This is a genomic window from Paraburkholderia sediminicola, assembly GCF_046027825.1.
In the GTDB taxonomy this organism is placed as follows: Bacteria; Pseudomonadota; Gammaproteobacteria; order Burkholderiales; family Burkholderiaceae; genus Paraburkholderia; species Paraburkholderia sediminicola_D.
On the sequence record NZ_JAQQDU010000085.1, the window covers coordinates 1 to 19,552 of the forward strand.

Consider the following 19,552-nt stretch of genomic DNA (forward strand, 5'->3'; position numbering starts at 1 on the left):
CTAGTAACTGACTCGATAATCCATGTCTATGCACGGCGTCCGGTGGCATGACGGGTAGCTGAGGTGGCGTTTGACTTGCAGCTTTTCAATGTCGAGCGGCGTATGCAGAAAACCGGCAAAAAGTCGCGAATTCTCTGCTCTGCTGTATCTCCGGGGATCGCCGCCAATCGCAATGCCAGCGCGGCAGACAGCCGGTTTGGGCGCGTCGGGGAGGCGTTTTTCCGGAGGCGTGACGGTATACTTGGCGCGGAAAACGACGGTATACCGTCAAGTATACCGTCACAATGACGTAGATTTAGCTGGATTTGGCGAGACGGCAGTAGACGCTGATTTTTGAAAAATCGAATTATTTCAACGACTTATAGCCGTCCTGAGACGTGCTGAGCATCCGCTCCACATACCGCGCGATCAGGTCGATCTCCAGATTGACCTGCGAACCCTCACGCAAATTCTTGAGCGACGTCACCTGCACCGTGTGCGGAATCAGGTTGATCGAGAATTCGCAGCCGTCGTCGCGATCATTAACCGAGTTGACCGTCAGGCTCACGCCGTTGACCGTGATCGAGCCTTTGAAAGCCAGATAGCGGCCGATCTCGCGCGGCGCCAGCACGCGCAGTTCGTGCGATTCGCCGACCGGCGCGAACCGCGTGACCGTGCCGAGTCCGTCCACGTGGCCGGACACGATATGGCCGCCGAGCCGGTCGTGTGCGCGCATCGCCTTCTCAAGATTGACTTCGCCCGGCTCGCCCAGACCAACCGTGCAGTTCAGACTTTCACGCGACACGTCCACTTCGAACGAATGCGCGGCTTTTTCCACGACCGTCATGCAGGCGCCCTGGATCGTGATGCTGTCGCCAAGCTGGACGTCTTCCAGATCGAGGCCACCGGCTTCGACGTTCAGGCGCACGCCCGCATCGCCATCGGTGCCGAGGGGTTTGACTGATTCGATGCGGCCGACTGCCGCGACGATTCCTGTAAACATCGTGCTAATCCTTGATCAATTCGAAGTGGGTGGGGGGGCGGAATCCGTCCCGGCTTCAGGTGCCGGTTGCGGCTCGGCGTGAGGCACAAAGCGGGCGAGAATCCGCAGATCGTCGCCGATCCGGTCGACCGCGTGGAAATTCAGTTGCATGCGACCTTCGAGCGTTTCCGGCGCGTTCAGATTGAACATGCTCATCGAGTCTACGCCGAGCAGGCTCGGCGCGAGATAGACCAGCAGTTCGTCGACGCAGCCTTCGCGCAGCAGCGAGCCGTTTAGCTTGTAGCCCGCCTCGACGTGCAGTTCGTTGACGTTACGCTCGCCGAGTACTTTCAACACGGCGGGCAGGTCGACCTTGCCCGCCGGGTTCGCCAGTTGCACGATCTCCGCGCCACGGTCGCGCAGCGCGTTGGCGCGTTCCGTATGACGTTCATCGAGATTGCCGCAGAAAATCAGCGTGGGCGCGCCGGCCAGGATCTGCGCTTCAGGCGGCACGTCGAGCTGGCTGTCGATCAGCACGCGTTGCGGCTGGCGCGGCGTGTCGACGGCACGCACGGTCATGCGCGGATCGTCTTCCCGGACGGTGCCGATGCCCGTCAGGATCGCCGATGCGCGGGCGCGCCACGCGTGACCATCGGCGCGTGCAGCTTCGCCGGTAATCCATTGGCTGACGCCTGACGGCAAGCCGGTGCGGCCGTCTAGCGAAGCCGCCACTTTCATGCGGACCCACGGGCGGCCGCGCGTCATGCGCGACACGAAGCCGATGTTCAGTTCGTGCGCCTCGTTGGCGAGCAGCCCGCAACGCACTTCAATGCCGGCGTCGCGCAGCATCGCGAGACCCCGCCCGGAGACTTGCGGATTCGGGTCTTCCATCGCCGCGACCACACGCTCGACCTGCGCTTCGATCAGCGCATGCGCGCACGGCGGCGTGCGGCCGAAATGGCTGCATGGCTCGAGCGTTACATAAGCGGTGGCGCCGCGCAGATCATGGCCGCGCGAACGCGCGTCCTTCAACGCGCGCACTTCGGCATGATCCTGACCGGCCGGTTGCGTGAAGCCTTCGCCGATCACCTCGCCGTTCTTGACCAGCACGCAACCGACGCGCGGATTCGGGTCGGTCGTGTACATGCCGCGCTTGGCCAGCGCGAGCGCGCGCTCCATATGGACGAAGTCGGTTTGCGAAAACATCGTTATCCGGTCGGGTACGGTGGCTAGGCAGTATTGAGCCTGGGTTTCGGCGGCTTCTGTGTCTCGCTGGCCTTAGGCCGCGAGCGAGGCAAACGCGCCGCGCGCTGCGTCGATCGTGGCGTCGATGATCGCGTCGTCGTGAACGATCGAAACGAAGCCCGCCTCATACGCCGACGGCGCGAAGTACACGCCTGCGTCGAGCATCTTGTGGAAGAACGCATTGAAGCGCGGCACGTCGCTCTTCGTGACCTCGGCGAAGCTGGTCGGAACCGATTCGGTGAAGTAGAGGCCAAACATGCCACCGAGCGAATCGGCCGCGAACGGTACCTTCGCTTCGCGCGCGACAGACGCGAGACCTTGCGCAAGACGCGTGGTGCGGGCGGAAAGCGTGTCGTAGAAGCCCGGCGCCTGGATCAGTTGCAGCGTCTTCAGGCCCGCGGCCACCGCGATCGGGTTGCCCGACAACGTGCCGGCCTGGTAGACGCCGCCGAGCGGTGCGAGGTGAGCCATGATGTCGCGCCGGCCGCCGAAGGCTGCCGCCGGCATGCCGCCACCGATCACCTTGCCCAGACACGTCAGATCCGGCGTGATGCCGTAGACCTCTTGCGCGCCACCCAGGGCGACGCGGAAGCCGCACATCACTTCGTCGAAAATCAGGACCGAGCCATACTCGGTGCACAGGCGCCGCAAGGCTTGCAGGAATTCGGGCGTGGCGCGCACGAGGTTCATGTTGCCGGCCACCGGTTCGACGATCACCGAGGCGATCTCGTTGCCGAACGCCTTGAACGCTTCTTCGAGTTCAGCGACGTTGTTGTACTCGAGTACCGTGGTGTGCTTGGCGATATCGACCGGCACGCCCGCCGACGTCGGATTGCCGAACGTGAGCAGGCCCGAGCCGGCTTTGACCAGCAGGCTGTCCGCGTGGCCGTGATAGCAGCCCTCGAACTTGACGATGCGGCTGCGGTTCGTGAAGCCGCGCGCGAGACGCAGCGCGCTCATGGTCGCTTCGGTGCCGCTCGATACCATGCGGACCTGTTCGATCGACGGCACCAGTTTGCAGATCTCTTCGGCGATTTCCACTTCCGATTCGGTCGGTGCGCCGAAGGAGAAGCCGTTAGCCAGCACGCGCTGGACCGCTTCCAGCACTTCCGGGTGCACGTGGCCGAGGATCATCGGGCCCCACGAGCCGATGTAGTCGGTATAGCGTTGTCCGTCCGCGTCCCAGAAGTAGGGGCCTTGCGCGCGCTCGATGAAGCGCGGTGTGCCGCCTACCGAACGGAATGCACGGACCGGCGAGTTCACGCCGCCTGGAATGGTGCGTTGCGCGCGCTCGAAGAGGGTTTCGTTTTTGGACATGGTGATGGCTGGAATTGGGGTTGCGCAGCGGCGCGGGGGGTGGTTTTTGCGCTTCGCGCGGCGCTGGGGGTTTGGTGGGGAAATTGTACCGGAGTCGGGGGGAAGAGGTTTTGGGTTTGGCTTATGCTGGGGGCGGGGTGCTGTTTCTTTGTGCCTTTTCTTGAATTGTTAGTGGTCTATTAGTGTTGCCCCTGTGCGGGGCGGCACTTACTTTCTTTGCCGCCGCCGCAAAGAAAGATAAGCAAAGAAAGCGGCTCGAAGCCCCTGCTAAGCGGGTCTCTCGCACAGTAACGGCAGTGGTGCATCTGGATTCTGTGTTCTCGCGCAGTCAGCCTTGGTGACAAGGGAGTCATGCTTCCAGCGGCGCTGCGCGCGCTGCAGCGGTACTTCACCAAACCGGCGCGGCGCTTAGGCCTTATGCGGGCGTTTCGCTGCTGGTTTCTTTATCGCAGGCTCGGGCTGCGTCTTCGCGCGACCTTCTGTCGCGGTTTTCTCTGCCACCGCCTTGTGGGCTGTTACCTTGCTGGAGCGAATGGGGCCCTTCGGGGCGTCGAGTTTCGGTGGTTTGCGCTTGCCCGTGAGTTCGGCCCAGCGCTTTTCCAATGCGCCTTCGGCGATCGGCTTGATGACCGTGCCGGAGCTCTGCGCGTCCCATGTCTGTACGGAAAACGGATGCGTGCGCAACATCTCGCGTGGAATGACAACGCCCTCGTGGGCGTCGACCACCCAGTCGTACACGAAGTCGATGCACAAGCGGTAACCGCGCTTCGTCGCCGGGTCGGGGACTTCGTATGGCGCGCGTGTGACGTAGCCGGAGCCGAAAATGCCCTTGGGCTCCTGGGCGACACGGTGCAGGAACACGCGGTCGCCCGGCAGGATGCTGCGGGCAAATCCGCAACCCCACACGTCAGCCACTGCTACGCCCGCAGCAACCCGCTTCGCCACGTCAGGCAACTCGGGCCACGGCCATTTCTTGGGGCTCCAGATCAACAGGAATGCGGTCATGACAGGGCGGGACAGGGCAGGGTGGATGGGCGCAGCGGACAGGTCGGTGTCACGCCAGGAATCATGCCAGCAAGCGTTCTGGCGGCAGCTTAACTGATCGGCGGCGCGCTTGCCGCGGCGCATGCGTGGGCCGCCTGGCTGTGTCCCGGCGCGGCGGGTGGTTTAACCGTCGCGTACAATTGGGGTCGTCAAGTTGCTGTTTTCCCCGTTTCACCGCGTTTCGCTGCCGATGACGGCGCGGCGCTTCATCTGGATTCCCATGTCTCACGTCACCAGAAGCCGGCCCGATGGCCGGCTGATTCTGTTGCTCGGTGCGCTTGCCGCATGCGGGCCGATTTCCATCGATATGTATCTGCCGAGCCTGCCGACTATCGCGCAGGCGTTCGCCATCAGCACCGGCGCCGCGCAAACCACGCTCACGAGCTTCATGTTCGGCTTTTCGATCGGCATGCTGCTCTATGGTCCGCTGTCGGACACCTATGGCCGCCGGCCCGTGTTGCTCGGCGGCATCATCATGTATGCGCTGGCGAGTGTGGCCTGCGCGCTGTCGTTTTCGATCGGCTCGTTGGTGACGTTCCGCTTCGTGCAGGCGCTCGGCGCGGGCGCGGCCTCGGTGCTGGCGCGCGCGATCGCCCGCGACGCGCACGGGCCGACCGACGCCGCGCGCGTACTGTCGATGCTCGCCATCGTCACGTCGATCGGGCCGTTGCTCGCGCCGCTGATCGGCGGGCAGTTGCTGTTGCTCGGCGGCTGGCGTGTCGTCTTTGTCGTGCTGACGCTGTTCGGTACGGCGTGCGCGGTGACTGCGTTCCTCAAGGTGCCGGAAACGTGGCCGCCCGAAAAGCGTGCGCATTCGGCGCTGCTGAAATCGTTCGGCGCGTACGGCAAGTTGTTGCGCGATCCGGTGGCGTGGGGGCACATGCTGTGCGGCGGCATGGCGTTCGCGTCGATGTTCGCGTACATCACCGCGACGCCGTTCGTGTACATCGAATACTTCCATGTATCGGCGCAGCATTACGGCTTTCTGTTCGCGCTGAATATCGTCGGCATCATGTTCGGCAACTTCATGAATACGCGCCTCGTCGGCCGGCTCGGCTCGCTGCCGATCATCTCTTTCGCCGCGACCGTGAGTTGCATCGCGTCCCTGTTCGTCTGTCTCGTCTCGCTGACGGGGTGGGGCGGGTTGTGGTCGATCGTCTTCGGTTTGTTCTTCGTGGTCGGCGTGGTGGGGCTGTTGTCCGCTAACTGCACGACCGATCTGATGCATCGGTATCCCGCGAATGCCGGCGCCGCGGCCGCTGTGTTCGGTGCCGTGCAGTTGGCACTCGGCGCGTTGGCGAGCCTCGCAGTCGGACTCTGGCAGGATGGCTCGCCCAAGGGGATGGGCGTCGTCGTGGGCGTCGCGGGCGTGCTGTGTTACGCCGGCCGGATTCTGGTCGTCAAGTGGCACGGTATGAAGGTGCCTGTCGCGGCTGCCTGAAGGTACCGTGAGGCGCCATGGCGCAGGCATTCTTCACTGAATGCGGATCATGGTTCCATAGCCGAAACGCGCGGCACGCTTGCGTGTCCGTTTCGCGTTAACCAGGGAAGCTACGGAAAACACCAGGTGTTGCGCGCGCGCGACCGTGCGATTCGATTTGCATTGCTATGATGGAGTCACTGTTCCTCGGAGCGGCAATCATGGCGATCAGAGATTTGATGAACGGCGAGCGGCAACATGCTGCCTTCGCTGAAGCGCAGAAGCTGGCAGACAGCGGCGCCTATCACGATTACACAGACATCGAATACGTCTTGCGCTTTGATTATGGTTTGTCTGATGTATCAGCGCTGCTCGACAGCCAGTTGATGCATCGCGACCTGAATCGTCGCTGCGCCGACGCGCGCGAGAAGCTGGACGTGCCTGCCTAGCGTGTGACACGCGCGGCGAGTGGCGTGCGGTCCCGCGCGTAGCCATGCGCCGTGCAGGCGCGTTTCCCCTTTTGGAGTGGTATTCATGGCTGTTAGCCAGCACGACCCGCATCTGCCGCACATGGACAATCCGGCTGCTTTGGCGAAGCCGGGTGGCCATTACAGCCACGTCGCGATCGCGAACGGTTTTGTTTTCGTCTCAGGACAGTTGCCGATCAACGCACAGGGCGAGAAGCTCGCTGAAGCCTCGTTCGAAGTCCAGGCGGAACAGGTGCTGGCCAATGTGCAGGCTGCGCTCGAGGGCGCCGGCAGCAGCATCGCGCAACTGGTGCAGGTGCGCGTCTATATCGCCGACGTCGAACACTGGGCGAGCTTCAATCAGATCTACGCGCGTTGGGCCGGCGAGGCTCGGCCGGCACGGGCTGTCGTGCCGGTCCCCCATCTGCATTACGGCTTGAAGGTCGAGGTCGAGGCGACCGCGCTGGTTTAAGTCGTGGCTGCGGTATTGAGGCGTCGCGGACTCAGTGAAGCACGAGCCCGTTGAACTGGGCATTGCCCACACCAGACGCGATGTTCACGCCGAAATTGCCGCTCACTGCCGCCAGTGAGCCGGCACCGAGTTTTGCGGTGGTGCTGCCCGTCAACTGAGCGACGGTATACACATTCTGTTGTGACGTGATCGCGGCTTGCGGCGTGGTGATGAGGGCGATCTCGTTGGCCTGCGCATTCAGCGCACCGGCTGCGAGGTTCACGCCGATGTTGCCGCTTGCACCTCTCAGCGCATTCGCACCTGCCGTAGCCGCGGACGCGCCAACTTTCGCGCTGCCGGCGACGTCCTGCAGATTCGACAACCTGACTGAGCCGAATACCGCTGCGTTATCGTCGTCGGACGGCGCCGTTGACGCGCCTGCAAACGCGGACGATACGCCCGTGCCCGCGGCGACCCAAATCAGTGCAGCGGCTAGAGTACGGACTTTCATGATCAACTCCCGGGCGTGTGCTGACGGCACAGATAGTCTTGATATCGACCATGGGAGCGAGATGTTGAGGGAGGGGTTCCCCTTAATGCGGGCGGTGCCGAGAGATTGGCCGGTACGAACTTGGCCAGGAGCGAGCCTGGCCAGAAATCACCACCGCCCGTGGCCGCCGTAATAACCGCCGACGCCAACACCCACGCTGACGCTCGGGGCGGCATAGTAGCCGGGGGCATATCCGTATGCCGGCGCATAGCCGTAAGGCGGTGCGACGACACATCCGGACAGGCCCAATGCGAAACCTATCGCAAACAGTAACTTGACCATGATTCCTCCCTCTTTGTGAGTTGGAGGAGCCGGGAGGCGCATTCGTTCGACCTGCCGTGTGACGGCAAATTACGGAACCCCGGTTTAATCGGGCTGCATTTACAGTTGCCTACCCGTTCGACGCGTGGCGCTTCCGCCGATGGGTGGGTTCTTTGATCGTCTGAAATGAAAAACGGGCCAAGAGGCCCGTATTCATTGATTGTCTGGCGGAGGCGGTGAGATTCGAACTCACGGAAGGATCACTCCTTCGCCGGTTTTCAAGACCGGTGCCTTAAACCGCTCGGCCACACCTCCAAGCCCTAAATTGTAACCTGAAAAATCCTCGTTGCGGCACTCGGCAGGGCTGCAATCATTGCGGATCTTTCAGAAACAGCGCTTGCAGGTCATTTAGAAACGCCTGACCAAGCGGCGTCGGGGCGATCTTTTCGTGGTCGCGGGTAATCAGCTTGCGCTGTTCAGCCTCCTGCAAAGCCGGTTCGATCGAGGTCATCGACAGCCCGGTGCGCTCGATGAAGCGATGCACTGGAAACCCTTCCACCAGCCGCAGGGCGTTCAACATGAACTCGAACGGCAGATCGCGCGGCCCGACCTCATGCTCTTCCTGCACGGCTGTGCCGGCCATCGCCTGCTCGATGAAGGTGGTCGGATGCTTGTAGCGCACCTGACGCAGCACGCGGTTCGGAAACGACAGCTTGGTATGCGCACCCGCGCCGATGCCGAGATAATCGCCGAAGCGCCAGTAGTTCAGATTGTGCTTGCTTTGCCGATGCGGTTGCGCGTACGCGGACACCTCGTAGCGTTCGTAGCCGGCGGCCGTCGTGCGTTCGTGAATCCAGTCCTGCATGTCGGCGGATGCATCGTCATCAGGCAGGGCAGGCGGGAACTTCGCAAACAGCGTGTTCGGTTCGAGCGTGAGGTGATACAGCGATAAATGCGGCGGCGCGAACGACAACGCCGTTTCGACGTCGGCCTGACATTCCGCGAGCGTCTGCTGCGGCAGCGCGAACATCAGATCGAGATTGAAGTTGTCGAAGGTGGTCGCGGCCACTTCGACCGCATGGCGTGCTTGCGTCGAGTCGTGAATCCGGCCGAGCGCCTTCAGATGCGCTTCATTGAAACTCTGGATGCCGACCGACAGGCGATTCACGCCGCTTGCGCGAAACTGCGCGAACTTGGCGGCTTCGAACGTGCCCGGGTTGGCTTCGAGCGTGATTTCCGCGTCGGCGTCGAGCGGCAGCAGCGCGCGTATGTCGGACAGCATCCGGTCGAGCCCCGCCGCCGACAGCAAGCTTGGCGTGCCACCACCGATGAACACCGTATGGACCTGGCGGCCCCACACGAGGGGCAGTGCCAATTCCAGATCGGCGCGCAAAGCGTCGAGATATTCGGTCTCCGGGAACGTGTCGCCTTTCCATTCATGCGAGTTGAAATCGCAGTACGGGCATTTGCGCACGCACCAGGGAAAGTGCACATACAACGCTAACGGCGGCAACGACGTCAGACGAATGCTGCCTGGCGACGTAAATGCCTTGATGACGCCGTTGCCGATGTCGGCAGGCGCCGGTTTAATCGGAATCACGCTTCCTCCGTCAAACGCGCAAGCAGTTGGCGCAATGCAATCGCGCGATGGCTGCTGGCGTTCTTTACCGCCGGTTCGAGTTCCGCGGCGCTCGCATTCAGCGACGGCAGGAAGAAGTACGGGTCATAGCCGAAGCCATGCTCGCCGCGCGGCGCATCCAGCATTTCGCCGTGCCAGCGGCCTTCGGCGATCAGCGGTTCGGGGTCGTCCGCATGACGCACGAGCGCCAGCACGCAGTAGTAGTACGCGCGACGATCGGTTTCGCCCTGCAAGGTTGAAACAAGCCGCGCGTTGTTCGCCGCGTCGCTCTTTTCGCCGTCGGCAAGCTGCGCGTAGCGCGCCGAATAAACGCCGGGCGCACCACGCAGCGCGCGCACACACAGACCGGAATCGTCGGCGAGGGCGGGCAGGCCGGTGAGCTTCGCCGCGTGGCGCGCCTTGGTCAGCGCGTTTTCGACGAAAGTCGGATACGGCTCTTCCGCTTCCGGCACGTTCAACGCGCCCTGCGGAATCAACTCAATGCCGGCTGCGCCGAGCAGCGCCGCGAACTCGCGCAGCTTGCCCGCGTTGTTCGACGCCAGCACGACTTTCTTCAACGGCGAGTCAGACGCAACAGCGCCGTTGCCTTGACGAACCTCACTCACACTTTTGCTCCAACGCTTCTTTCTGCATCGCGATCAGCGTGTTGATGCCGTCGCTCGCCAGATCCAGCAGCGAATTCATTTCTGCGCGCGAGAACGGCACGCCTTCGGCCGTGCCCTGAATTTCGACGAAGCCGCCCGCGCCCGTCATCACCACATTCATGTCGGTGTCGCATTGCGAGTCTTCGTCGTAATCGAGATCCAGCACCGGCAGACCGTCGTACACGCCGACTGAAATCGCTGCGACGTAGTCGGTGATCGGTGAGCTTTCGATGCGGCCCGCAGCCAGCAATTTGGCCACCGCGTCATGCGCGGCCACGAACGCGCCGGTGATACTGGCCGTGCGCGTACCGCCGTCGGCCTGGATCACGTCGCAATCGATATGCAGCGTGCGCGCGCCGAGCTTCTCGAGATCGAACACCGAGCGCAGTGCGCGGCCGATCAGACGCTGGATTTCCTGAGTGCGGCCGGTTTGTTTGCCACGCGCCGCTTCACGGTCGCTGCGGGTATGCGTGGCGCGCGGCAGCATGCCGTATTCGGCGGTCAGCCAACCCTGGCCGCGGTCGCGCAGGAACGACGGCACGCTCTCGGCGATGCTCGCCGTGCAGATGACCTTGGTGTCGCCGAATTCGACCAGTACCGAGCCCTCCGCATGCTTCGTGTAGTGGCGCGTGATGCGCACGTCGCGCAGCTGATTGGCCTGGCGGCCGCTGGGGCGTTGGGTGTTATTGGTCATGTTGGGATCGGTATGGAAGAAAAGCAGGAGGGAAAGCGCGATTTTACCGCCGATCGCGCCGGGCGCGGGGCAGCCTGTCCGTCGGACGGCTGCCCGCCTGTGCCGGGGCTCCGCGCGGGGTCGCGCTGCGCGCGTGGCGACCCTCGTACTGCCCTCGCGCGAAGGGGCCTTGCCGGTAAAAATGGGATAATGCGGATTCTCCGCCCCGCGTCTCGTACACGCCGGGCGATTCGACTCTCCGGCCATCGTCAAACGCATGGCCACAATCGCGAGAAATACGATGATCTACAGCATGACTGGCTATGCGAGCGCCACGCGCGAACTCGTCGCGGCCTCAGGCACTGGCGGCGTGAGCGTATCGGTCGAACTGCGCACCGTGAACTCGCGCTTTCTCGATCTGAATTTCCGGATGCCGGAAGACGTGCGCGTCTGCGAACCGACGCTGCGCGAAATGCTGATGAACAAGCTCTCGCGCGGCAAGGTCGATATCCGTATCAACCTGCAACGCAGCGAACAATCGGCTAACGCGGGCTCGGTCAACCGCGATGCACTGACGCAACTGGCGCTGCTCGAACGCACGGTGTTGTCGACGTTCCCGGAAGCCGGGCGTCTGCGTACCGGCGAAATTCTGCGCTGGCCGGGCGTGCTGGCCGAAAGCGGTGTCGCGCCGGAAGTGCTGCGCGACGCGGTGCTGGCGTGCGGCAAGCAGGCGATTACCGATCTGATCGACGTGCGTGGCCGCGAAGGCGCGCAACTGGCGACGGTGCTGCTCACTAACGTCACCGAGATGGAAGCGATCGTCACGAAGATCACGCCGCTTGTGCCTGAACTGATCGCCAAGCATCAGCAGAAGATCGTCGAACGTCTGCAGGAAGCGCTCGGTATCGCCGCGCCCGATACGGCGGCAACGACCGTCTCGCGCGAAGAAATCAACGAACGGATTCGCCAGGAAGTGACGATGTACGGCATCCGCATCGACATCGCTGAAGAACTGTCGCGCCTGACGGCTCACCTGAACGAAACGCGTCACGTGATCGAGAAGGGCGGCAAGGTCGGCAAGCGCCTGGACTTCATGATGCAGGAGCTGAATCGCGAAGCGAACACGCTCGGCTCGAAGGCGGCCGCGAAGGAACTGGCCGATTCGTCGATGACCCTGAAGCTGCTCATCGAACAGATGCGCGAGCAAGTACAGAATCTGGAGTAAGGCAGGAGCCTCAAGAACATGACCGACCACACACGCGAAACCAGCGCACCGCGCAACCCTTACGCCGGTGCTTATCCCGGCAACCTGTTCATGGTGGTCGCGCCTTCGGGCGCGGGCAAGTCGACGCTCGTGAACGCGCTGCTCGCCGGCGATAACGCGATCCGTCTGTCGATTTCGTACACCACGCGTCCGCCGCGTCCGAAGGAGCAGGACGGCGAGCACTATCACTTCACGACGGTCGACGATTTCCTGACGCGTCACGCGACTGGCGAGTTTCTGGAAAGCGCGGAAGTGCACGGCAACTACTACGCGACTTCGCGCGTGTGGATCGAGGAGCAGATGAAAAGCGGCCATGACGTGCTGCTCGAAATCGACTGGCAAGGCGCGCAACAGGTGAAGAAACAGTTTCACAACGCGGTGGAAATTTTCATCTTGCCGCCGTCGCTGGATGCGCTCGAAGAGCGTTTGAAAAAGCGCGGCCAGGACGAACCGAATGTGATTACGCGCCGTCTGCTTGCAGCCGGTAGCGAGATGGCGCACGCGGCCGAAGCGGAGTACGTCGTGATCAACGACAACTTCGATCGCGCGCTCGGTGAACTGCGGTGCCTCGTGGCAGCGACGCGTTCGCGCTTCGCCTCGCAATACGCGCGCCACACGCAGCTTTTCGTGCAGCTCGGAATCCACCTGCCACACGCGTGAGCGCGGCGGTGTGTCGAGCACATAAGGTAGAATAAGCAACATACTGAGAAGGAACCCAACATGGCCCGCATTACCGTCGAAGACTGCCTCAAACAGATCCCGAACCGTTTCGAACTCGCGCTTGCCGCAACCTATCGCGCGCGTCAGCTCGCTCAAGGCCACACGCCGAAGATCGAAAGCCGCGACAAGCCCACCGTCGTCGCACTGCGCGAAATCGCAGCCGGCCAGGTTGGCGTCGAAATGCTGAAGAAGGTGCCTGTTTAAGGCGCACTGTTCCGTTTTCGATTGCCGTATTTGCCAGGCGTATTTGCTACACCTAGTTGCATCAACGTGCAGACCGGCGTCCAACCCAAACCGCTACGGAGGCGAAAATGAGTGCTACCCCGCCCACCGCCACGGAAGTGGAACACGACGCTGACTCGCCCTCGTCTGCACGTAAATACATCGACGCGGTCCTCGAACAGTCGTTTCGCCATCTGTTCGGGCCGACCGCCACGCCGGAGCAACCGCGCCGGCATGACGTCGTTTCGATCGCCAAGCTGACGTCCGCCTTGTCCGGCTATTTGCCGCCGGAAGAGATCAAGGACATCAAGGCGGCGTTCCATTTCAGCGACGAAGCCCACCTCGGCCAGTATCGCCAGAGTGGCGAGCCCTACATCACGCATCCTGTCGCCGTCGCGGAAATCTGCGCCGGCTGGAATCTCGACAACCAGTCGATCATGGCGGCGCTGCTGCATGATGTGATGGAAGACCAGGGTGTGACCAAAGCCGAACTCGCCGAGCGATTCGGCGCGAAGGTCGCGGAACTGGTCGACGGGTTGTCAAAGCTCGACAAGATGGAGTTTCGCAATCGCGAAGAGGCGCAGGCGGAAAATTTCCGCAAGATGCTGCTCGCGATGGCGCGCGACGTCCGCGTGATTCTGGTCAAGCTCGCCGACCGGCTGCACAACATGCGCACGCTGGGTGCGGTGCCGCATGAAAAGCGCCGCCGCGTGGCGCGCGAAACGCTGGACATCTACGCGCCGATCGCGCACCGGCTTGGCCTGAACAATACCTATCGCGAGCTGCAGGACCTGAGCTTCGCGAACTTCAACCCGCATCGTTACGCCACGCTCGAAAAAGCCGTCAAGGCCGCGCGTGGCAACCGGCGTGAAGTGGTCGGCAAGATTCTGGAGTCGGTGCAGCGCGCGATTGCCGACGCGAAGCTCAACGCCGAAGTTACCGGCCGCGAAAAAACCATCTTCAGTATCTATAAGAAGATGCGCGACAAGCAGTTGTCGTTCTCGCAGGTGCTCGACGTGTACGGCTTCCGTGTGGTGGTCGAAAGCGCGCTCGAGTGCTACACCTGCATCGGCGCGCTGCATGCGCTCTACAAGCCGGTGCCGGGCAAGTTCAAGGATTACATCGCGATCCCGAAGGTGAACGGCTATCAGTCGCTGCACACCACGCTGGTCGGCCCGTTTGGCGCGCCGATCGAGTTCCAGGTGCGCACGCGCAAGATGCACGAGATCGCTGAAGCGGGCGTCGCCGCGCACTGGCTGTACAAGAACGGCGGCGCGGATCTGAACGATGTGCAGAAACGCGCGCACCAGTGGCTCAAGTCGCTGCTCGATATTCAAAGCGAAGCGGGCGATTCGAGCGAATTCCTGGAACACGTCAAGATCGACCTGTTCCCGGATGCGGTCTACGTGTTTACGCCGAAGTCGAAGATCATGGCGCTGCCGCGCGGTGCCACCGCCCTCGACTTCGCGTATTCGATCCACAGCGATCTGGGCAACCAGTGCGTCGCGGTGAAGATCAACAACGAACTGCTGCCGCTGCGTACCGAGCTGAAGAGCGGCGACATTGTTGAAGTGATCACGGCGCCGTATTCGAAGCCGAATCCGGCGTGGCTGGGTTTTGTGCGCACCGGCAAGGCGCGTTCGGCGATCCGCCACTATTTGAAGACGATGCGGTTGAACGAGTCTGTCCAGCTCGGCGAGCGTCTCGTCGACCAGGCGTTGAAGGGCTACAGCCTGGCGCTGTCGGAAGTGACGCCGGAAGCGTGGGAAAAGCTCGTGCAGTGGACGGGCAACAAGAACCGTCAGGAAATCTTTGCGGATATCGGTCTTGGCCGGCGCGTCGCCGCAGTCATGGCCAAACGTATTGAAGTCCTGATGAGCGGCCGCGATGCCGACGACGACGGCTCGCGCGACGGCTCAACGTCGCATGCGCCGCCGGTCGTCATCACCGGCACCGAAGGCATGTCGGTGCAGTTGTCCGCGTGCTGCCGTCCGATTCCGGGCGACGACATCATGGGCTACATCGGCATCGGCCTCGGCATGGCCATCCACACCACGGATTGCCGCGTCGCGCAGCGTATCCATCGGCGCGATCCGGGCCGCTGGATCGACGTGGCGTGGGCGCCGCAGCCGGGGCGTCTGTTCGACGTCGCGGTGAAGGTACTGGTCAAGAACACCAAGGGCGTATTCGCCCGCGTCGCTGCCGACATCACGTCGGCGGATGCGAACATCGTCCACATCGCGATGGACGAAGACCTGTCGCAGGAATCCACGGTGCTGCGCTTCGTGATCCAGGTGAGCGATCGCGTCCATCTCGCCAACGTCATGCGCCGCGTGCGAACGAATCCGGACGTGATGCGTATTGCGCGCGAGCGGCCGAGCGAAGAAGGGCATCATCGTCACGACGGCGGGATGCGGATCGACCGCGAACGGGCGGATTACTGATCTGAGGCTGGCTGAGCCCTGCTCGACGAGAACGTCTGGCCGCCTCAGGCGACCCGCCATTCGAATCTGGGCGCGCCTGCGCCAGCGAGTCTCACTGGAACTTCAGGGAGAACGCTTATGAAAGTAGCTGACCTGACCGGCTTGGCGCTCGATTATTGGGTCGCCCGCAGCCTGCACGACTTCGTGCGCGAAATCTTCTTTACCGACAGCGGCGAAACCGTCTCGATCCGCGGCATCGACCGCGGTCGCCCATGGGATGGCCGTTTCACGCCCTCCACGTCGTGGGAAGCGGCATCTGCAGTGCTGGAACGCGCGCAGCGGCTCGAGGTGCGTGAACGGACCGATCATGGCGCGGCACATTGCGTCGCCGAATTCGAAGGCGCCCATCGAACCGTGGAAGGGCGCGGCGACTCGCTGCGGGTCGCGCTGTTGCGGGCGTTTGTCGAAAGCCGTTTCGGCGATAGTGTGGACGAGGTGTTGTGGCAGGCGCAGGCTGTGACTGGCGCGCGTGCGGCGCTGATCGGCGAGGAAACGCCGGAAGATTCATTCGAGGATGTACCGAGTCCCGACGGCCAGATCGGCGATATTCAGTCGATACCGCGATAGCTGCGGTGACGCCACCAGGGCCCGCGGGCTTGGCGGGGCGGACCGGATCGGACCGATGAAGCAGACCCGGCGACCCAAAAAAAAGGGCCTTCCGATCGGAAGGCCCTTCATAGGTGGTGCGGCTGGCAGGATTCGAACCCACGACCCCTTGGTTCGTAGCCAAGTACTCTATCCAACTGAGCTACAGCCGCACGCTAAACAGGTGACGCTAATTTCAACGATACCACGATGAAATTTGTGTAAAACCGGGGTAAAACATAGGGCCTCCCCGGAGGGAGGCCCTCGAATAAGTGGTGCGGCTGGCAGGATTCGAACCCACGACCCCTTGGTTCGTAGCCAAGTACTCTATCCAACTGAGCTACAGCCGCACGCAGAAACGAGATTATAGCAAAGGTTTTCAAAAAGGGAAGCATGTAACTGCGATTTGTCTCATTGCCCTGATCGTGTACCCTTGATAGGCAGTCGCTTGCTGCAGTTGTCGGACCATCAGGACCATCATGAACAAGGCCTTTGTCAAAGAGTCGAGTGAAGAGAATGACGACGATCTCGACGTCGCCCAGCCCGAAATCCCGCCGGGTACGAAAAACTACATCACGCCCGCCGGATACCGGCGTATGCGCGATGAACTGCTGCATCTGATCGATGTTGAGCGGCCGGAGGTGGTCAGACTGGTGTCATGGGCGGCCTCGAACGGCGACCGCTCGGAAAATGGTGACTACATCTACGGGAAACGCCGTCTGCGAGAAATCGACCGGCGGATACGCTTTCTGACCAAGCGTCTCGACATCGCCGAGGTGGTCGACGCCAGCAAACAGGAAAACGTCGATCAGGTTTTCTTCGGTGCGGCCGTCGAGTACGCGACGGAAGACGGCGAAGTGCACACCCTGACGATCGTCGGCGTCGATGAGGTTGACCTGGATGTTGGTCACGTAAGCTGGATCTCGCCGATCGCCCGGGCGCTGCTCAAGGCGAAAATCGGCGATACGGTGACTTTGTACACACCGGCCGGCCCGCAGCCGATAGACATACTGGACGTCAAATATCCGCCGCCGGATACCGGCGGCTAGGCCAAGGCATTGGCGTGCCGGAAGAGACGGGCGAGGGTGCCCGCTTCAGGCTGTTTCGACGCAATCGCTTACGCAGGGATCGGCACGTCGCGCGTGGCGGCGTCGGCCAGCACGGTGTCAACCTGAGCCAGCAGGCCGTCTCCCCTCTGCAAAGCGTGCTTGCGGTGCAGCATAAAAAAAGGCGCCGCGAACGGCGCCTTCGATACTGCAGGTATTGCCAACTGCTTTAGAAGCGGTGACGCAGACCTGCGGTCACAGCGATTTGCTTGTTGCTGTTCGAAGCGGCCAGACCGTTGATGTCGGCATCGACAATGGCGTTCTCGTTGGTTTGCTGGTATTCGCCTTGCAGGTACACGTCCGTACGCTTGGACAGCGCATACGCCGTTTGCAAGTTGAACTGGTTCCAGTGCGGGCTCGTGCCAGCAAGGCTCGCACGCGTGTACGTGTACGAACCGGCGATGCTCACTGCCGGCGTCAGCGCGTAGCGAGCGTTTGCTTCGATGTTCTGGAAGCGGGCGCTGCTGGGGTTGGCGAATCCGATGCCAGCCGATTGACCCGACGCACCTGCGCCGATGCCAGCCAGGCTCGACAGATTCGTTTGCGAGTACACGAGACCGACCGTTGCCGGGCCGAACGCATAGTTAGCTCCTGCGCCCCACGTTTGCTGGCGGCCAGCGAAGAACGTGTTGTCGCTCGACACTGCGCCACCCGAATTGAACGCTGCCGCCGCGCCAGTCGCACCGTTGCTGTTCAGTTGCAGGTAAGCGGCAGCGAGGTTCAGGCCGCCCCAGTTATATGACGCGCCCGCGCTGTAAGCACGGTTGTTGGCGAAGCCATCAGCCTGGTTCGAAAAACCATACAGGGCGCCGAACTTGAAGCCGCCGTAGTTCACGCTCTGGTACTTGACCGAGTTGTTGACGCGGAACGAGTTGTTCAGGTTGTCGTTGTCGAACGGGTGTGCGAACTGCGTGCCGCCGTATTGCGTGCCGGTGAGTGCCAGCGGGCCCACGTAGTCGACCATGCTGTCGTATTGACGGCCGAGGGTCACGGCGCCGAACTGGTCGCTCGTCAGACCGACGAACGCTTGACGGCCGAATTCACGACCTCCTTGTTTCAGCGTGCCGTCATTGATGCCGAAGCCGTTTTCCAACGTGAAGATAGCCTTGAGACCGCCGCCCAGGTCTTCAGAACCACGCAAGCCCCAACGGCTGCCATTCACCGAACCGCTCGTTTCTTGCCAGTTGCTGTGACCGTGTTGGTTATTCGTATAGGTGATGCCGGCATCGATCAAGCCATAGAGCGTGACGCTGCTCTGGGCGTGTGCTGCCGTTGCAAAAACGCCCGTGAGGGCCGCGACCATGAGTGTCTTTTTCATCTTGTAACTCCGAGAGCGAGAGTGGGTATTGAACCCAGGCTTAAGGAGACCTTCACGCGGCGGCTGCGAGAGGCGAAATCCGCATGAGAAGCGCGCTGTACTCCAAACGCGCCGGTTTCCGATTAGGCAGAGTGTAGATAGGCGCTCAAGAAGCGGGCATTCCGATTTTCGCAATAAAGTATTACTGGATAGGAAACGATGGGCGAGTGTCGCTCAAGCCTTGCTGATAAAGGCTCGCAGCGTTATTGAGGGAGAGTCAAAGGCGAATCGGGCGAATCGCGTTGCTCATTTGCTACAGTAATCGATGCAAAAAAACAACGCGATAAATCGTAAAAAATGATTGTTGTCGCAATAGCAACAGATGATTGTTGATTATGCGAATAATACGATGGCGTATAAGCCGCTATACTGAAGTTTCTGCTTTCCGAAGCAGACTTTTTCGTTGACGAAAAAGATCTCCAAACCTTTGTCGGCGCGACTTCCCAGTCGCGCTTTTTTTTGGCCTTCCGGTTGCGGATTCGCGGACGTCAGTTAGTGCGCAGGCGCAGCACCGTCCACCTCGCTCCAATCGGTCGCCACCGAAACGCTCCAGTCTTCCATCACATAGCGGCGCGCGTCCATGGGGGACGACAACAGGTTCTGCCAGTGATCTCCATGCCACATGGGATCGAACTCGAAGGCCGAAGGCAAGGCGGCGATCGGCCCCGATTGAGCGGGGACTGTCTTTACTTGCGATTGGGCGAGCCAGGTGATGAGGCGACGGAATGGACTGAACAACATGGCGATCTCCTGAGGCGCATGACTTCTCGCTATTGATTTCAATCATGCGGCCATGAGTGCGGTGCAACAACTCGGACAAACACTTACTAAATACATGTCTTGTTACATATTATCGCGGAATGCTGACATTTTTTCCGATATCGACTGTATCCAGGATTGAGTGAGTAATATTGACGTGAAGAATTATTCGGCTTATGCCTAATATGCTCCTGCGATCTCCGATTCATTTGGCATTGATTTATCGCGTTGTGTGCTAAGGGCATATGAAAAATTCGCTTGACGGTGATTCTTCGTTCCCCGTATAACACCAAAGCTGAATTTCAATCGGCAGATCAGGTTGTGCAGGCGCTTTCAGAAATGCTCGATCACAGCTGAAGTGGCCATGAAATACAGTTTGAGGGC

The 19,552-nt window shown here is 61.6% G+C and carries 20 protein-coding genes and 3 tRNA genes; 9 read left to right on the forward strand and 14 right to left on the reverse strand.

Annotated features, from left to right (window positions below):
- Positions 1–346: 346 nt before the first annotated feature.
- The 4 genes from PQQ96_RS32620 to PQQ96_RS32635 form a co-directional block, all read right to left on the reverse strand.
- Positions 347–982: a riboflavin synthase gene (locus tag PQQ96_RS32620; protein WP_408300198.1), complete on the reverse strand. Its 636-nt coding sequence runs from the start codon at positions 980–982 to the stop codon at positions 347–349.
- A gap of 15 nt (positions 983–997) precedes the next feature.
- Positions 998–2,167 carry a bifunctional diaminohydroxyphosphoribosylaminopyrimidine deaminase/5-amino-6-(5-phosphoribosylamino)uracil reductase RibD gene (ribD, locus tag PQQ96_RS32625; protein WP_408300200.1) on the reverse strand — a complete coding sequence of 390 codons (1,170 nt, stop codon included), beginning with the start codon at positions 2,165–2,167 and terminating at the stop codon, positions 998–1,000.
- A gap of 72 nt (positions 2,168–2,239) precedes the next feature.
- The gene (gene hemL / locus PQQ96_RS32630) at positions 2,240–3,523 is read right to left on the reverse strand and encodes a glutamate-1-semialdehyde 2,1-aminomutase (protein WP_408300202.1); all 1,284 of its coding nucleotides are present in this window, start codon (positions 3,521–3,523) and stop codon (positions 2,240–2,242) included.
- 408 nt (positions 3,524–3,931) lie between these two features.
- On the reverse strand, positions 3,932–4,528 hold the full coding sequence (locus PQQ96_RS32635; RefSeq protein WP_408300204.1) for a hypothetical protein: 597 nt from the start codon (positions 4,526–4,528) through the stop codon (positions 3,932–3,934).
- A gap of 259 nt (positions 4,529–4,787) precedes the next feature.
- On the opposite strand from PQQ96_RS32635, the gene PQQ96_RS32640 reads away from it, so the two are divergent.
- The 3 genes from PQQ96_RS32640 (at position 4,788) to PQQ96_RS32650 (ending at position 6,926) form a co-directional block, all read left to right on the forward strand.
- On the forward strand, positions 4,788–6,008 hold the full coding sequence (locus PQQ96_RS32640) for a Bcr/CflA family multidrug efflux MFS transporter (protein ID WP_408300205.1): 1,221 nt from the start codon (positions 4,788–4,790) through the stop codon (positions 6,006–6,008).
- A gap of 200 nt (positions 6,009–6,208) precedes the next feature.
- On the forward strand, positions 6,209–6,436 hold the full coding sequence (locus tag PQQ96_RS32645) for a hypothetical protein (RefSeq protein ID WP_030101199.1): 228 nt from the start codon (positions 6,209–6,211) through the stop codon (positions 6,434–6,436).
- Between the two features lie 85 nt (positions 6,437–6,521).
- Positions 6,522–6,926 carry a RidA family protein gene (locus PQQ96_RS32650; protein ID WP_408300207.1) on the forward strand — a complete coding sequence of 135 codons (405 nt, stop codon included), beginning with the start codon at positions 6,522–6,524 and terminating at the stop codon, positions 6,924–6,926.
- A gap of 31 nt (positions 6,927–6,957) precedes the next feature.
- On the opposite strand, the gene PQQ96_RS32655 is transcribed toward PQQ96_RS32650, so the two are convergent.
- The 6 genes from PQQ96_RS32655 to rph all read right to left on the reverse strand — a co-directional run bounded on the left by PQQ96_RS32655 (position 6,958) and on the right by rph (position 10,693).
- Positions 6,958–7,416, reverse strand: coding sequence for a FapB/FapC family functional amyloid domain-containing protein (locus tag PQQ96_RS32655; RefSeq protein ID WP_408300209.1), 459 nt, complete (start codon positions 7,414–7,416; stop codon positions 6,958–6,960).
- A gap of 147 nt (positions 7,417–7,563) precedes the next feature.
- Positions 7,564–7,737 carry a hypothetical protein gene (locus tag PQQ96_RS32660; protein ID WP_183081303.1) on the reverse strand — a complete coding sequence of 58 codons (174 nt, stop codon included), beginning with the start codon at positions 7,735–7,737 and terminating at the stop codon, positions 7,564–7,566.
- A 204-nt stretch (positions 7,738–7,941) separates the two neighbouring features.
- Positions 7,942–8,031: transfer RNA gene (locus PQQ96_RS32665), tRNA-Ser, on the reverse strand.
- A gap of 55 nt (positions 8,032–8,086) precedes the next feature.
- Positions 8,087–9,316, reverse strand: a complete 1,230-nt coding sequence (hemW, locus tag PQQ96_RS32670; protein WP_408300211.1) for a radical SAM family heme chaperone HemW — start codon at positions 9,314–9,316, stop codon at positions 8,087–8,089.
- Positions 9,313–9,960 (reverse strand): RdgB/HAM1 family non-canonical purine NTP pyrophosphatase, encoded by a 648-nt coding sequence (gene rdgB, locus PQQ96_RS32675; RefSeq protein ID WP_408300213.1) that lies wholly within the window; start codon positions 9,958–9,960, stop codon positions 9,313–9,315. Before rdgB ends, hemW begins: the two co-directional genes overlap by 4 nt.
- The gene (rph, locus tag PQQ96_RS32680) at positions 9,953–10,693 is read right to left on the reverse strand and encodes a ribonuclease PH (protein WP_408300215.1); all 741 of its coding nucleotides are present in this window, start codon (positions 10,691–10,693) and stop codon (positions 9,953–9,955) included. The genes rdgB and rph overlap by 8 nt, the downstream gene beginning before the upstream one ends.
- 280 nt (positions 10,694–10,973) lie before the next feature.
- On the opposite strand from rph, the gene PQQ96_RS32685 reads away from it, so the two are divergent.
- The 5 genes from PQQ96_RS32685 (at position 10,974) to PQQ96_RS32705 (ending at position 15,928) form a co-directional block, all read left to right on the forward strand.
- The gene (locus PQQ96_RS32685; protein ID WP_408300217.1) at positions 10,974–11,897 is read left to right on the forward strand and encodes a YicC/YloC family endoribonuclease; all 924 of its coding nucleotides are present in this window, start codon (positions 10,974–10,976) and stop codon (positions 11,895–11,897) included.
- A gap of 18 nt (positions 11,898–11,915) precedes the next feature.
- Entirely contained in the window at positions 11,916–12,596 is a 681-nt protein-coding gene (gene gmk, locus PQQ96_RS32690) for a guanylate kinase (protein WP_172310618.1), read from the forward strand.
- 60 nt (positions 12,597–12,656) lie between these two features.
- Positions 12,657–12,860: a DNA-directed RNA polymerase subunit omega gene (gene rpoZ, locus PQQ96_RS32695; protein ID WP_006025620.1), complete on the forward strand. Its 204-nt coding sequence runs from the start codon at positions 12,657–12,659 to the stop codon at positions 12,858–12,860.
- 107 nt (positions 12,861–12,967) lie between these two features.
- Entirely contained in the window at positions 12,968–15,322 is a 2,355-nt protein-coding gene (locus tag PQQ96_RS32700) for a RelA/SpoT family protein (RefSeq protein ID WP_408300219.1), read from the forward strand.
- Between the two features lie 117 nt (positions 15,323–15,439).
- Positions 15,440–15,928: a phage protein NinX family protein gene (locus PQQ96_RS32705; protein WP_408300221.1), complete on the forward strand. Its 489-nt coding sequence runs from the start codon at positions 15,440–15,442 to the stop codon at positions 15,926–15,928.
- Between the two features lie 114 nt (positions 15,929–16,042).
- Here the strand turns inward: PQQ96_RS32705 and PQQ96_RS32710 are convergent.
- Positions 16,043–16,119: transfer RNA gene (locus PQQ96_RS32710), tRNA-Arg, on the reverse strand.
- A gap of 100 nt (positions 16,120–16,219) precedes the next feature.
- Positions 16,220–16,296, reverse strand: a tRNA-Arg gene (locus PQQ96_RS32715).
- Between the two features lie 129 nt (positions 16,297–16,425).
- Between PQQ96_RS32715 and greB the strand changes: the two genes are divergently transcribed.
- Positions 16,426–16,995, forward strand: coding sequence for a transcription elongation factor GreB (gene greB, locus PQQ96_RS32720; RefSeq protein WP_408300223.1), 570 nt, complete (start codon positions 16,426–16,428; stop codon positions 16,993–16,995).
- A 226-nt stretch (positions 16,996–17,221) separates the two neighbouring features.
- Here the strand turns inward: greB and PQQ96_RS32725 are convergent, their stop codons facing one another.
- Positions 17,222–18,370, reverse strand: coding sequence for a porin (locus tag PQQ96_RS32725; RefSeq protein WP_408300224.1), 1,149 nt, complete (start codon positions 18,368–18,370; stop codon positions 17,222–17,224).
- A 531-nt stretch (positions 18,371–18,901) separates the two neighbouring features.
- On the reverse strand, positions 18,902–19,150 hold the full coding sequence (locus tag PQQ96_RS32730; RefSeq protein ID WP_408300226.1) for a hypothetical protein: 249 nt from the start codon (positions 19,148–19,150) through the stop codon (positions 18,902–18,904).
- Positions 19,151–19,552 lie beyond the last annotated feature (402 nt).

What these genes read in the sequence shown, in the direction of transcription:
- gmk (WP_172310618.1), top strand. Translation starts at nt 11,916, where the DNA reads ATGACCGACCACACACGCGAAACCAGCGCACCGCGCAACCCTTACGCC.
- PQQ96_RS32725 (WP_408300224.1), bottom strand. Translation starts at nt 18,370, where the DNA reads ATGAAAAAGACACTCATGGTCGCGGCCCTCACGGGCGTTTTTGCAACG.
- PQQ96_RS32730 (WP_408300226.1), bottom strand. Translation starts at nt 19,150, where the DNA reads ATGTTGTTCAGTCCATTCCGTCGCCTCATCACCTGGCTCGCCCAATCG.
- PQQ96_RS32635 (WP_408300204.1), bottom strand. Translation starts at nt 4,528, where the DNA reads ATGACCGCATTCCTGTTGATCTGGAGCCCCAAGAAATGGCCGTGGCCC.
- PQQ96_RS32640 (WP_408300205.1), top strand. Translation starts at nt 4,788, where the DNA reads ATGTCTCACGTCACCAGAAGCCGGCCCGATGGCCGGCTGATTCTGTTG.
- rpoZ (WP_006025620.1), top strand. Translation starts at nt 12,657, where the DNA reads ATGGCCCGCATTACCGTCGAAGACTGCCTCAAACAGATCCCGAACCGT.
- greB (WP_408300223.1), top strand. Translation starts at nt 16,426, where the DNA reads ATGAACAAGGCCTTTGTCAAAGAGTCGAGTGAAGAGAATGACGACGAT.
- hemL (WP_408300202.1), bottom strand. Translation starts at nt 3,523, where the DNA reads ATGTCCAAAAACGAAACCCTCTTCGAGCGCGCGCAACGCACCATTCCA.
- PQQ96_RS32655 (WP_408300209.1), bottom strand. Translation starts at nt 7,416, where the DNA reads ATGAAAGTCCGTACTCTAGCCGCTGCACTGATTTGGGTCGCCGCGGGC.
- ribD (WP_408300200.1), bottom strand. Translation starts at nt 2,167, where the DNA reads ATGTTTTCGCAAACCGACTTCGTCCATATGGAGCGCGCGCTCGCGCTG.
- PQQ96_RS32660 (WP_183081303.1), bottom strand. Translation starts at nt 7,737, where the DNA reads ATGGTCAAGTTACTGTTTGCGATAGGTTTCGCATTGGGCCTGTCCGGA.
- PQQ96_RS32705 (WP_408300221.1), top strand. Translation starts at nt 15,440, where the DNA reads ATGAAAGTAGCTGACCTGACCGGCTTGGCGCTCGATTATTGGGTCGCC.
- rph (WP_408300215.1), bottom strand. Translation starts at nt 10,693, where the DNA reads ATGACCAATAACACCCAACGCCCCAGCGGCCGCCAGGCCAATCAGCTG.
- PQQ96_RS32645 (WP_030101199.1), top strand. Translation starts at nt 6,209, where the DNA reads ATGGCGATCAGAGATTTGATGAACGGCGAGCGGCAACATGCTGCCTTC.
- PQQ96_RS32700 (WP_408300219.1), top strand. Translation starts at nt 12,968, where the DNA reads ATGAGTGCTACCCCGCCCACCGCCACGGAAGTGGAACACGACGCTGAC.
- PQQ96_RS32685 (WP_408300217.1), top strand. Translation starts at nt 10,974, where the DNA reads ATGATCTACAGCATGACTGGCTATGCGAGCGCCACGCGCGAACTCGTC.
- PQQ96_RS32650 (WP_408300207.1), top strand. Translation starts at nt 6,522, where the DNA reads ATGGCTGTTAGCCAGCACGACCCGCATCTGCCGCACATGGACAATCCG.
- PQQ96_RS32620 (WP_408300198.1), bottom strand. Translation starts at nt 982, where the DNA reads ATGTTTACAGGAATCGTCGCGGCAGTCGGCCGCATCGAATCAGTCAAA.